Annotated in this window: 13 protein-coding genes; 11 read left to right on the forward strand and 2 right to left on the reverse strand. The window is 68.6% G+C overall.

The window, feature by feature from the left end; genetic code table 11:
• Positions 1–66: 66 nt before the first annotated feature.
• Both ACPOLB_RS05835 and ACPOLB_RS05840 read right to left on the reverse strand, forming a co-directional pair.
• Positions 67–1,224 (reverse strand): hypothetical protein, encoded by a 1,158-nt coding sequence (locus ACPOLB_RS05835; protein ID WP_425260375.1) that lies wholly within the window; start codon positions 1,222–1,224, stop codon positions 67–69.
• Positions 1,184–2,158, reverse strand: coding sequence for a DNA-methyltransferase (locus tag ACPOLB_RS05840; RefSeq protein WP_425260376.1), 975 nt, complete (start codon positions 2,156–2,158; stop codon positions 1,184–1,186). Before ACPOLB_RS05840 ends, ACPOLB_RS05835 begins: the two co-directional genes overlap by 41 nt.
• A 237-nt stretch (positions 2,159–2,395) precedes the next feature.
• Between ACPOLB_RS05840 and ACPOLB_RS05845 the strand changes: the two genes are divergently transcribed.
• The 11 genes from ACPOLB_RS05845 (at position 2,396) to traC (ending at position 12,617) form a co-directional block, all read left to right on the forward strand.
• Positions 2,396–2,911, forward strand: coding sequence for a hypothetical protein (locus ACPOLB_RS05845; RefSeq protein ID WP_425260377.1), 516 nt, complete (start codon positions 2,396–2,398; stop codon positions 2,909–2,911).
• A gap of 224 nt (positions 2,912–3,135) precedes the next feature.
• Positions 3,136–3,729 carry a lytic transglycosylase domain-containing protein gene (locus ACPOLB_RS05850; protein WP_425260378.1) on the forward strand — a complete coding sequence of 198 codons (594 nt, stop codon included), beginning with the start codon at positions 3,136–3,138 and terminating at the stop codon, positions 3,727–3,729.
• Positions 3,726–4,496, forward strand: a complete 771-nt coding sequence (locus ACPOLB_RS05855; RefSeq protein ID WP_425260380.1) for an OmpA family protein — start codon at positions 3,726–3,728, stop codon at positions 4,494–4,496. Before ACPOLB_RS05850 ends, ACPOLB_RS05855 begins: the two co-directional genes overlap by 4 nt.
• A gap of 151 nt (positions 4,497–4,647) precedes the next feature.
• On the forward strand, positions 4,648–5,064 hold the full coding sequence (locus tag ACPOLB_RS05860; RefSeq protein WP_425260381.1) for a hypothetical protein: 417 nt from the start codon (positions 4,648–4,650) through the stop codon (positions 5,062–5,064).
• Positions 5,065–5,095: 31 nt separating this feature from the next.
• Complete coding sequence (traL, locus tag ACPOLB_RS05865; protein WP_128001254.1) at positions 5,096–5,395, forward strand: type IV conjugative transfer system protein TraL; 300 nt, start codon at positions 5,096–5,098, stop codon at positions 5,393–5,395.
• 16 nt (positions 5,396–5,411) lie between these two features.
• Positions 5,412–5,978 carry a type IV conjugative transfer system protein TraE gene (gene traE / locus ACPOLB_RS05870; RefSeq protein ID WP_054022762.1) on the forward strand — a complete coding sequence of 189 codons (567 nt, stop codon included), beginning with the start codon at positions 5,412–5,414 and terminating at the stop codon, positions 5,976–5,978.
• Positions 5,979–6,084: 106 nt separating this feature from the next.
• Positions 6,085–6,897 carry a type-F conjugative transfer system secretin TraK gene (locus ACPOLB_RS05875; protein ID WP_425260382.1) on the forward strand — a complete coding sequence of 271 codons (813 nt, stop codon included), beginning with the start codon at positions 6,085–6,087 and terminating at the stop codon, positions 6,895–6,897.
• 77 nt (positions 6,898–6,974) lie between these two features.
• Positions 6,975–8,351, forward strand: coding sequence for a TrbI/VirB10 family protein (locus tag ACPOLB_RS05880; RefSeq protein ID WP_425260383.1), 1,377 nt, complete (start codon positions 6,975–6,977; stop codon positions 8,349–8,351).
• Positions 8,302–9,258, forward strand: coding sequence for a DsbC family protein (locus ACPOLB_RS05885; protein ID WP_425260384.1), 957 nt, complete (start codon positions 8,302–8,304; stop codon positions 9,256–9,258). The genes ACPOLB_RS05880 and ACPOLB_RS05885 overlap by 50 nt, the downstream gene beginning before the upstream one ends.
• Positions 9,255–9,977 (forward strand): type IV conjugative transfer system lipoprotein TraV, encoded by a 723-nt coding sequence (gene traV / locus ACPOLB_RS05890; protein WP_425260385.1) that lies wholly within the window; start codon positions 9,255–9,257, stop codon positions 9,975–9,977. Before ACPOLB_RS05885 ends, traV begins: the two co-directional genes overlap by 4 nt.
• Positions 9,978–10,016: 39 nt before the next feature.
• Positions 10,017–12,617, forward strand: a complete 2,601-nt coding sequence (gene traC, locus ACPOLB_RS05895) for a type IV secretion system protein TraC (RefSeq protein WP_425260386.1) — start codon at positions 10,017–10,019, stop codon at positions 12,615–12,617.
• Positions 12,618–12,627 lie beyond the last annotated feature (10 nt).

The raw sequence follows: 12,627 nt of genomic DNA on the forward strand, positions 1-12,627 counted from the left end.
GCACTATCCGGTGCAGTTAGTTCGGTTTTGCCGATCGAGAGGTCACTCACGAAGGCAATGCTGAGATCACTCAGCTTGGCCCGGAGGTGCTGCTCTGCGGCGAGCACGCGACCCCCTGGTCTGGAACGCGGGCCACCATTCACCGAGCCGTGAGCGAATCGTTGCAAGAACCGACTCGTCGGCTTGAATCGACTGCAAGATGTGCGCAGGGACCTCTGTAAATGCGTGGTGCGTCAGTCGCTCTGGGGAGATCCGAATGAAGTGCCGAATCTCGACGGGGGAGATCGCACTCTCGCTTTCTGCCGCGAGATCAAACACGCAGATGTACGCGTTGAGCTGCGGTTCCGCTGGCGCGTCCGGGCCTACCTGCAGCCTCTTCACCCCGGGTGACTCGTCCTCGAGGGAGGGCGCCCCAAGGAACGGCTGCCAGCTGTCCCACACGGACTGAGGGATTGCGAGGACAGTACCAGCTGCGGCGCTTCCATCTCCTGCGAGCCTGAACTTCAGCAGCATTTGATAGAAGGTGCGCTTGAACACATTCGCGATGTTCGGGCCCTCGACGCCTTCGCCCGTCCACCGTCCAAGATTTGCGCGGAGTGCATCGGCGAAGGTGTCTTGATGCAAACGCAGACCGTCACGCAGGTTTGAGACGGCATGCTTGTATGTTCCGTGGTAGTCCATCGTCTGCAGCTCGAGAATTCCGTACCGCGAAACCATGAACCCGCCATTGGCGTCGGGCTTGATCTCGACCAAGGTGACGTCAAACGACATCTCCGGCGACCGCCGCGTACCGATGACGGAGATTTCACCTCCAAGCTTGTCCTGGAAGAAGACGTAGCCGGCACCACGTCCGTGGATTCGCTCGACGAGCGCGGCGAGTTCAGCCTCATCGCTCAGGATCGACACTGGCACCGGCTCTACCGGCTCGGTCAGTCCAAAAATGAGCTCGCACCCGCGCGTGACGATGGATGAACTGATAACGCGGTAGGGGCAGACCAGCCAATCCTGCCGCGGACCATTGCTCGAACTGCTGATCGTGCAAACGCCCTTTGAGTTCTCGTTCTTCGTGCAATTCGCGGCCCGGTGGAGCACCTCTCCCAAGAAGGGGCACTTGCCAGCGTTCGCCCCAGCGACAGCCGAAACCTCCAGGCGAACCTCGGGGTAGATGCGCTGGCCGAACCACTCACTGACGTAGTTTCCGCGCTGGCCGTTTGCAGTTGCCATTGAGCTTTGTCTTCTGTAGTTGAACGAACTCCAGCTGCGCATCGAAGCCGATGGCATGCCTCCCGTGTTCCAAGGCAACTTCCAGCGCTCGCCCCGTCCCGGAGAATGGATCAAGCACCACGCCCCCAGGCGGGCAGGACGTGAGAATCCGGGGGCCGATCAGGTCATGGGGAAAGGTGGCGCTGTGCCCTGCCTCCCCAGGTGCGACGTTGACCGTCACAACGTCTCCCGCGCGCGGCTCGGCCTCGCCGATGTCGTAGTAGTAGGTTGCCCTACCAGCTGACGGCTTCTTCACGAAATGGAAGAAGTGCTCGTGAACGCTGCGCAGCCGATCACCTTCGGGCCGCGGCACAGCATTCGGCTTGTGCCAGATCACATCGTTTCTCAAAATCCAGCCACGTTCTTGCATTGCAATAGCGAACCGGGCTGGAATCAGCAACAGGTTCTTCTCGGCGCGAATTCCACCCAGAGGCGTCTTGCGGCGATACCGCTCATCAGTTCCGAGGCCTTGTCTTCCTTGCTCGCGGATGCTGGCCCACCGCGCGAAGTATGTGTCGCCGATGTTGATCCACATCGACCCGCTTGGCTTCAGGCCGGCCTTGGCCTTTTCCAGGATCTCCGCCAAGTGCTGGACGAACCACTCTGGGTAGGGCTCAAGGCCCAACAGTCCGCCTTGCTGGCGATACCACTGGTAGCCGGGACTGACAGGTCCGATCTTGCGAACTGTCGGGATGTCGTTGAAGTAGTCCCAGTTGTGAGGCAACCCATAGTCACGGTGACCCCAGTAAGGCGGCGAGGTGATGACAAGGTCGACCGAACTCTTCCGAAGCTGGTCGAACAGGTCGAAGGCGTCCCCGTGGCGCACTTCCGCCAAGGGTTTACCCCCGACTTCCCGCGACTCTGGCGCTACCGTAGCTGACACATGTTCTTCCATCCAGCCATTCTAAGTAGCCCAGGTCTGCGTCGCGAGTACGCACCGCAGGGCAAGAGCGCCTGAGATCAGCCACTGCACTTTGTGCGACGGCGAGCTGCGCCCGGCTCGGCGTCGAAATCCCCCTCGCAAACGCGCCATTCCGCGGCGCTGCGGCAGCGGCCGGCTCCTACCCTTTTGGTCACGCGCTCGACAGAGCACGGCCTTCAGATCCTGAAGCCACCGAACGAGGACCGCGCCATGTACTCTGCATTGCCCGCTGCCCGCTGCGACGCCGCCACCCAGGCTGGCCAGACCGGCTCCGGCGCCCACGACGGCGAACACCCCGAGACCATCGAGACCCGGCTCTGGCTCGAGGAGCACGACTGGCTGTTCACGGTGCTGCGCAGCGAGGGCAACGTCTCGCCGACCTTCCGCTTCCCGGACCTCATCAGCGCCTGCGTGTCGCTGGTCTTCCTGCACGATGACGCGCCAGCGCGGATCTTCGACTTCCTGGGCACGCAACTGGTGCTGCGCCCGCCGTTGACGCCCAGGCGCCGCGAGTCGATGTGGCGCCCGCAGTACGAGCTGCTGCTGGCCGTGCAGCGCTCGCCGGCCAACCGCCATCCGAACCCCAAGTTTCAGCTCGACCAGCTGACCACGGCCTGCGTCGCCCTGTGCCGCCAGCACGAGGGCGCCGACACGCTGGTGCTGCGCCAGGCCCGGCTGAACATGGCCGACCGAGCCGCGCGCGGACGCCCATTCCGCCCCGGATGAGGCGAAAGGTGACGGCGCGGTGGCGCTGGGGTTTCGCACCACACGCGCCGCAGGTCGCCTCCCCGTAGACCCGCTCTCAATACCCGCTCGGTACCCGCTCCACACCCGCTTCCGACCCTGACCGCTTCGCCGGTCCGCACCCGTCGCTCGACGCCCCGCACTCGGCCACGCCTGGCCGACAGGAACGGCGTCGCCCTGTCCACCAAGACGTCACGGGTCGATCCATGCAGGTGCCGCTGTTGTTCCCCGCGCGACTGTCGCCGATCCGGCCGATGCCAGGACCCTGGCTGCTGGCAGCGCTCGCCACCGGCTGGGCGCCGTTGCAGGCCCAGGCCTGCTGGGAGCAGGCGGCGCAGCGCTACGGGCTGTCGCCCCACCTGCTGGTCGCGGTGGCGCGTGTCGAGTCCAACCTCGACCCACGCGCCGTCAACCGATCGCATCTGCAGCGCACGGGCTCCTACGACATCGGGCTCATGCAGATCAACAGCTCCCACCTTCCCAAGCTGGCGCGGCATGGCATCAGCGAGGCACAGCTCTACGACCCTTGCACGAACATCCACGTCGGCGCGTGGCTACTGGCTGACGCGTTCGCTCGGCACGGTGCCTCCTGGAACGCCGTCGGCGCCTACAACGCCGCCTGCAGCCAGCTCAAGGGCGAGGCCTGCACGGCGGCGCGTTCCAGCTACGCCTGGAAGGTCTACCGCCGGCTGCCTTCCGCCAGCGGCGAGGCTTCCCGTCCCGTCGCGACGAGCCCGCAGCGGCCTGTGCACGCGGCGCAACCGGCGCCCATCCTCCTGGCTGCGAGGGTGGCGCCATGACGCGACATCCGCTTCGGCTCTTGGCCGTGCCTGTGCTGGCGGTGACGGTCGTTGGCGCCGCGTCGTCGTGCAGCGCACCCCGAACTGGCGCCCTCCCTTCACGGCCAGAGGCCGCTCAACCGCCCGCCACTTTGGCTCGCGCCGCAGCTGGGCTGTCGATTGCCCAGCTGGACCACGGCCGCCAGGCTCGGTTCGCCACGTGCGCGCCGCCCGCCTGCCCCGTCGTCACGCCGAAGACGCTGGCCGTCGATCCGCCGCGTGCAGCAGCGGCTGAATCGCGAGCTGACTCCACCCCGGGCTCGGATGCGGTCATTGCACAGTCCCTGAGCCCCAGCGAGACCTTGGTGATCGCCGGACCGCAGGCACCGCTGCCCCCTGCGCAGCGAACCGCGATCGGCCCCGACGACGCGGGCGAACCGCTGGTGTCCGAGATCGTCGTGAGCTTTCCGTTCGGGAGCGCGGTGCTCACGGCCGCTGCCCGTGCCTTGATCGATGCCGCGGCCAAGGGCGACGGCATCCGGCGCATCGACATCCGGGGCCGCACCGACAACGTCGGGCCTGCGGCGGCCAACGACCTGTTGGCCCGCCAGCGCGCTGCTGCGGTCGCGCAGTACCTGCGGGCGCGCCACCCGCACCTGGCTGGCGCGGAGGTGAAGGTCGATGGACGCGGCGTCTGCTGCTACGCCACGGAGAACGACACCCCGGAAGGCCGTGCGCGCAACCGGCGGGTCGAGATCGCCTTCTGGCGCGTTCCCTCCGACCTGTAGTGCACCTGCAGTTGCCTGACCCTCATCCGCACACCCGGCCCTGCCCGCACCTGACCGAACCCAGCCACCGACCCGCTGATCACCCGCACGCGACCCGACCGCCACCGCCATCCACCTTCGTCTCCCAGCACTGAACCCTCGGAGGACTCCCATGAACACCGCTCTCGCCTCTGTGCATCCCGCCCGTGCCACGGGCTCCCTCTCAACCGACGGCGCCGGCGACCCCGGTACGGCCAGCTTCGCCGGCAACTGCCGCTCGAAGCGCCTGCTGTCGCCGGTCTCGCTCTTCGTGCTGATGGCGCTCGGCCTGTGCGTCGCCTTTCCCGGCTACGCCCTCGACCTGGTCGCCTTCACCGGCATCACCGGCCCGCTCACCTCGGCGCTGACGCAGATCGCGAGCCTGGGGCCGGGCATCAAGGCCCTGGTCGGCTTCGTCGGCTTCGTGGTCGCACTGATCTCGCTGGCCGCACTGCGCAACTTCGGCCCGGTGCTGTTCTATGTCGGGCTGGCCATCTTCGCCGCGGTCGGCCTCGTGATCGCGGGCGCGATCATGGGTGCGGTGATCTGACGCGCGCGCAGCCGACGAGCAGGAGGCCCGCATGCACGCCGACACCTACATCCCGCGCCGCCTGGACGACCAATGGAAGATCGGCTTCTGGGACGTCGACGTCGCCGCACCCCTGCTCTTCGGGCTGTTCATGGGCTACATGTCCGGCTCGAAGTTCTCCTTCGCGCTGTGCCTGGCTGCCGGCTTCCTCACGTCGCGCGCCATCGCCCGCATCAAGGCCGACAAGCACCCTGCCTTCGCGGTGCACTGGCTGTACTGGCACCTGCCCACCAGCCCGCTGACGGCGATGCGCGCCACGCCGCCGTCGCACATCCGGCGCATGGTCGGTTGACCCCAAGGCCGCCACCATGGACTTCGAACGCCTGAACGGGGACATCAAGGAGATGCGCCGCCGCAACCGTGGCCTGGCGCTCACCGTGGGCCTGCTGGCCGCCGCGCATGTGCTGGCCCTGGTGGTGATCCTCAACCTGCTGGGAACGGTGCGCACCGTCGTCGTGCCGCCGTCGATCAACAAGTCCTTCTGGGTCTCGCGCGACAAGGCCAGCGGCGAGTACCTCGAGCAGATGGGCGCCTTCATCGCCTGGCTGGTGCTGGACGTGACGCCGGCCTCCATCGACTGGAAGAAGGACATCCTGCTCGGCTATGTCGAGCCTGACCAGCATGGCGAGCTCAAGACCCGGCAGGAGCTGGAGGCGGCGCGGCTGAAGCGCATCAACGCCAGCACCTTCTTCATGCCGCAGCAGCTGGTGCCCAGCGAGGACACACAGACCGTCGTTGTCCGCGGCCGGCTGCGCACGCTGGTCAACGGCCTGGAAACGGCCAACGACGCCAAGGCCTACGAGGTGGGCTTCGCGTACAGCGGCGGCCGGATGCACCTGAAGACCTTCAAGGAGGTGACCCATGCCGCGCCGTGACTCCCGGCCGCAGCGCCGTCGCCACGCTGCCCCGGCAGCGGTGGTGTTCACGGCGCGCGGTTGCCTGACACCCCGCTGGTTCCGCTCGGTCGCCGCATGGGCGGCCGTGACATGCCTCCTCGCAGCCGCAGCGCCGGCAACCGCGCTGCAGGTGCTGGACGCCCGCGACGGCGTGGCCGTCGAGGCCGTGCTGTCGATCAAGGAGCCCACGCGCATCCGCATCGACGGCGCCGCGATCACGGACGTGTTCGGCAACATCCATTCCAGCAACTGCGGCCCCGCCGCGCCGTCCTCCACCAGCAACGGGGCACCGCCCGCTGCCGCCCTGCCGGCCGTGAACCCGGCGGGGGAAATCGTCCTCGAGTGCGACCGCGACAAGGGCGAGATCTACATCCGCCCGGTCGGCGACTCGCCCAAGCCGGTCAACCTGTTCATCTCGTCGGCGCACGCCACCTACACGCTGGTGCTGCGCAAGGCAGACACCCCGGCCGACACCATCGTCATCCGCGACCCCGGCCAACGGGCACTGCAGGCGATGCAGTCCCCGACCGGCGCCGCGGGCTCGCAGACACCGCTGAGCACCGCCCCCAACCACATCCGGGGGATGAAGACGCTGCTCCTGGCGATGGCGTCCGACCGCGTGCCGCCCTACATCCGTGTGGACGAGCTCAACCAGCCCATCCAGCTCTGGGCGGAAGCCAGGTTCTCGCTGATGCGGCGCTACGAGGGCCGGGGTCTGGTGGGTGAGAAGTACCTGCTGCAGAACGTGAGCCAGGCCGTGATGGTGCTGGCGGAGCAGGAGTTCGACCGACCCGACAGCCCCTTGGGTGGGCAGGTGCTGGCCGTGGCTGTCGAGCACCACAACCTGCGCCCGGGCGAGACCACCAACGTCTTCGTCATCCGCCGCGGAGGCCAGTGATGGTGTCGCCCCTGCCTCCCTCCGCAGCCGCCCTTCGCCAGTCGGCCACCCGCCTCGGCGCGCAACTGGCGGAGCGGATGACGCCGCGCCAGCGCCAGTTCGCGCTGCTGGGCGTGATCGTGGCCGCCGGCGTGGGCCTGCTGTGGCTGATCTTCGCGTCCACGGACACCGGCTCGTCTTCCGGTGCGCGCAAGCCCGCCGCTGGCGCGCCGGGGCCGGTCACCAACATCGGCGTCATGCCGCCCGGCCAGCAGGTCAACCCGGTGGACCAGTGGGTCGGCACCGCAGGCAGCAAGCTAGCCCAGTACGAGAGCGAGCGCGAGGAGCAGACCCGGCTCAACCGCGACCGCCAGGCCTTCGAGGCCCGCACGATGCAGCGATTCGCGGAACTGGAACAGCGCCTGACCTCGGCGACGCAGGCGGCCCAGGGCGCCGCCGCTCCGGCGCCCGCTTCAGCCCCGGTTCCGCCCGTGCCTGCACCACTCCCACCCGCCTTGCCGTCGGTCTCGGCCGGCACGACGCCGACCGGGCTGCCGCCGGCGGCCAGCCTGCCGCTCCCCTCGACCTACGGCCCGGGCACGGCCGGCCGACAATTGCCGGCGGGCATGCCGGGGCTGCCGACGGCCGACCCCGCACCGGCGGCACCGGTGGCACCTGCGATCAGCCGCGTCACGCTGGTCGATCGCAGCATGCAAGGCGTCGCCGGCTCGAGCGGCAGCGCTTCGGAGCGTGCCGGCACACCGGCGGCCGAGCCTCGGACGGTGTCGACCTGGCTGCCGGTGAGCTTCACGCGCGGCACGCTGCTCGGCGGGCTGGATGCACCCACCGGCGGGCAGGCGCAGTCCAACCCCCACCCGGTGCTGATCCGCCTGTCGGACAACGCGGTGCTGCCCAACCGCTTCCGTGGCGAGTACCGCGAGTGCTTCGTCATCGCGGCTGGCTACGGCGACATCAGCTCCGAACGGGCCTACCTCCGCACCGAGAACCTCTCGTGTGTCCGCGCCGACGGCGCGACCCTGGAAGTGAAGATCCAGGGCAGCGTCTACGGCGAGGACGGCAAGGTCGGCATGCGCGGCCGGCTGGTCACCAAGCAGGGCCAGATGCTGGCCAACGCCCTGCTGGCCGGCGTGGTCAGCGGCATCGGCCAGGGCCTCGCCACCTCATCCACCAACGTCAGCACCTCGCCGCTGGGGACGATCACCAGCGCCTCGGGTGCCGACGCCTACCGGGCCGGGCTCGGCACCGGCGTCGGCCGCGCCCTCGACCGGCTCGCCCAGTACTACATCAAGCTGGCCGAGAACACCTTCCCCGTGATCGAGGTCGACGCCGGCCGCGAGATCGATGTCGTCATCACCAAGGGCGTCCGCATCGACGTGCCGATGAGCGCCGCTGCCGCCGCGCCCCTTGCAGTCCGACCGAGCAACCCGCAGGCCCCCGACGATGCCAACGACTGACAAGCCCTCGCCAAGCTTCGCCTTTACCTCCCCCGCCCTGCGTGCTCCCGGCCGGCATCTCCGGCCCGCGGCCTGGTTCATGGCCGGTCTGGCGGCCCTTGCCGCAGGCCACGCCGGCGCCGCTGCCGCAGATGAGGCGCGGCTGCTGGCCGCTCTGCGCAGGGCGCACCCCGGCACGCAGTTCACGCAGGTGCAGCGCTCGCCCGTGGCCGGCCTCTACGAGGTCTGGATGAACAGCAACGTGGCCTACGTGTCGCCGCGGAATCCGCGCTACTTCATCTTCGGCCGGGTCTTCGACACCCAGACCATGCAGGACCTCACCGGCCCGAGACTGGCTCGCGCGTCCACCATCGCTGCGCAGGCCGGCCAGGCGCCCGGCGCGGGCGATCCCTCGGCGCAGGCCGACAGGATGCCGGCTACCGACGCGCCCATTGCGTTCGACCAGCTGCCGCTGGCGGACGCGATCAAGACCGTGCGAGGCAGCGGCGGCAACGAGCACCGTCGCATCGCCGTCTTCAGCGACCCGGGGTGCTCGTTCTGCCGCCGGCTCGAGCACGAGCTCGCGGGCCTGGACGACGTGACGATCTACACCTTCCTCGTGCCCTTCCAGGGCCGCGCGCGCCCGGTCTCGATCTGGTGCGCGGTGGACCGCGAGAAGGCCTGGCACCAGTTCATGCTGCAGGGCGACACCTCGCTGCTCAGGCCGGCGGGCGACCCGGCAGCCCCGCGTGCCCCGGAGTGCGACAACCCGCTCGACCGCAACCTCGCGCTCGCGCAACGCCTCGCCGTCCAGGGCACGCCCACCCTGGTCTGGGCGGATGGAACACGAACCGACGGCTACGTCGACCGGACCGTGCTGCTCGCCCGCCTCCAGCAGGTGTCGAAGGTGGCGGGGGGCAAGCCATGAAGAAGCCCGCCGTCGTGTTCCCCGCAGCTCCGACATCGCGTGCTGCCCCAGCCACCGGACTGGCCGCGGCGTCGGTGCTGCTGGCCTGGATGCTGAGCGGCTGCATGAGCATGAGCGGTCTCAGCGGCAGCTCCAGCTATGCCTGCAAGGCCCCGGACGGCGTGACCTGCGACTCCGTCTCCGGCACCTACGCCAATGCTGTGCAGAACAACCTGCCAAGTCAGCGGCGAACGGCCGGTGCCAGCCCAGGCACGCCGCAAGCTCCGCGCGCGACGGAGGGCATCACCGGCGCAGCCGTAGCGGGCGCTGCAGGCGCGGCAGCCTCCCGCATCGCCGTCTCACGAACGGCGCCGCCCTCGCCCACGGCCATGCCGCTCCGGTCGTCGGCCCGCATCCTGCGGCTCTGGTTCAAGCCTTGGGAAGACGCCGATCGCGACCTGCACGACCAGGGCTACGTGTACGTCCGGGTCGACGATGGCCAGTGGCTCGTCGAGCACGCGCAACGGCAGATCCGCGATGCCTATGCACCGCTGCGGCCTCCGCCGCCCGCATCCGCACGTCCTGCAGGCGGCGCCACCGAGTCGCGCGACCCCAGGACATCGAACCAGTCCGGTCGGACAGATCAACCGAGTGGTTCGCTGTCCCTGCCCGGCCTGACACCTCCTGCGGGCCGGCCGCAGATGCCCGTCGATCCGCGTGGCAACGAACCCGACGACTGACCTGACATCTCTTCCGGCCATCCCTGCGAGGCACACGCCATGCCCACTCCGTTCGCCCAGACCGCTTCGACCCGATCCGCCGCCTTTCCCAGCGCAAGCCGCCCCGGCCACGGCAGCCTGGGCTGGCTGGGCCTGGGCTCGCCTCCCGACACGCCGGCCGAGCAGTTCGCGTCCTGGCTGCCCTACTCGGCCTACCTCGCCGACGAGAAGCTCTTCGTCAACCGCGACAGCCTGGGCTTCATGCTCGAGCTGATGCCGCAGTCGGGTGCCGACGACCGCATGGCCGAGGTGCTGATCTCGCTGTACTCGACCTGCCCGCCAGCCACCGGGATCCAGTTCCATCTGTTTGCATCGCCGCACGTCCGCGAGCAGCTGCGCCGCTACGCCAACCTGCGCGTCGAGGATGCCGATCAGGCCGACAAGGCCAAGCACTGGGGTCGCCCGGCGCGCAACGACAACCTGTTCCACCGCCTTGCGCGGCAGCGTGTGGGGCACCTGCTGCACGGCGCGCAGCAGTCGCTGACCACCGGCTTCCACTACACGATCCGCGACTTCCGGCTGATGATGAGCGTGTCGGTGCCCGGCGGCGTGGAACAGGCCGGCGACCTGACCCGGCGCGACGAACTGGTCGCGCTGCGCGAGTCCATGGCGTCCACGCTGCGCTCGGCGTCGCTGCCCAGCCGTGTCTGCGACGCCGCGGACCTGATCAACTGGTGTGCGCTCTTCACCAACCCGGACCGGGTCTCCCAGACAGACGCCCCCAACCTCCACTACGACGACGGCCGCGAGATCCGCGACCAGATCGTCGATTTCGACACCATCCAGGACCCGCATCCTGCCGGCCTGACCCTCTGGAAAGAAGGTCACGAGGGATCGCTGGAAGCACGCTTCTACTCAATCAAGTCCTTCCCCGAGCGTTTTGCGCTGTGGCAGATGGGCTCGCTGATCGGCGACCTGATGCAGCCGGCGCTGCAGTACAGCGCGCCCTTCCTGCTGACCATGGGCGTGCACGTGCTCGACCCCAACGTCATGAAGTCCGTGGTCACGGCCAACCACGTGCGCGCGACCCAGAACGCCCGCAGCAAGATGGCCGAGGTGATGCCTGACGTGGGCAAGAAGCTGCAGGACTGGACCGCAGCGGCCAACGCCATCGACGTGGGCAGCAGCCTGGTGAGCCTGTACCACCAGCTGGCGATCTTCTCGCCGCCCGAGAGAGCCGTGTCCGCCCAGGAGACCGCCAACGCGATCTGGCGCGGACGGGGCTTCCAGCTCAACGCCGATGTCTACATGCACCGGCAGGCGCTGCTGGCCAGCCTGCCGATGACGCTGTCGGAGGCCTTCCACAAGGACCTGGCCAAGATGCGCCGCGTCTCGCGCAAGACGATGGCCAATGCCATCCACCTGGCGCCGCTGATCGCCGAGTGGCGCGGCACGCGCACGCCTGCCCTGGTCTTCGGTGGCCGGCGCGGCCAGCTGATGACGCTGGACATCTTCGACAACGACCTGGGCAACTACAACTTCGCGATCATCGGCGCGCCCGGGTCCGGCAAGTCGGTGCTGATGAACGAGATGGCGTGGTCCTACCGGGCCATCGACGCCAAGGTGTGGATGCTCGACCTCGGCCGGTCCTTCGAGAAGCTGTGCCGCAAGGCCAAGGGCACGTACATCGAGTTCCGGCCCGACGTCGACATCTGCCTCAACCCCTTCACGCACATCGTCGACATCAACGAGGACATCGACATGCTGGTGCCGGCCATCTCCAAGATGGCCTCGATGTCCCGGCCGCTGGACGAGGTCCAGTACAAGGCCATCTCGGCGATGGTCATCAAGCTGTTCCGCGAGCACGGCAACGCGCTCACGGTGACCGCGCTGCGCGACGCCTTCAAGGCCGGCACCATCGAGGAGCTGGGCGTGCGCGAGGACCCGCGCATCCGCGACCTGGCCGTGATGCTGAACCCCTACGCGCGCGGCGGCCAGTACGAGCGCTTCTTCGAGGGGCGCAACAACATCGACTTCGGCAACGACTTCGTCGTCATCGAGAACGAGGAGCTGAAGCGCCGGCCCGATCTGCATGCGGTCGTCAACATCCTGCTGCTGCACCAGATCACCGGCGAGATGTACCTGACGCGCAACCGGCGCAAGGTGCTCTTCATCGACGAGCTCAAGCAGCAGCTGGGCGACATCGGCGCCGACGACCCCGTGAAGGCGGCCGTGGTCGAGGAGGCCGCGCGTCGCGCCCGCAAGTACGGCGGATCGCTCGGCACGGCCACGCAGAGCGCCGACGACTACTACGGCTCGGCCCAGATGGAGGCCGCCTTCAACTGCTCGGACTGGGTGTTCCTGCTGCGACAGAAGCCCGAGTCCATCGAGATGCTCGACCGCAAGGGGCGGCTGTCGATGGACGAGCCCAAGAAGCGGCTGCTCAACTCGCTGCGCACGGAGCCGGGCGTCTTCTCGGAGGTCTACATCTCATCGCCGGTGGGCGAAGGCGTGGCGCGCAACATCCTCGACCCGGCGACCCACCTGCTGTTCTCCAACAAGCTGGAGGACAACGCGCCGATCGACGAGCTGCGTGCGCAGGGCCTGAGCATCGACGACGCGATCACCGAGCTGCTGCGGCGGCGCGGGCACTCGGTGTGACTTTGGCGAG

It is taken from the genome of Rubrivivax soli (assembly GCF_049810355.1).
GTDB lineage: Bacteria > Pseudomonadota > Gammaproteobacteria > Burkholderiales > Burkholderiaceae_C > Rubrivivax.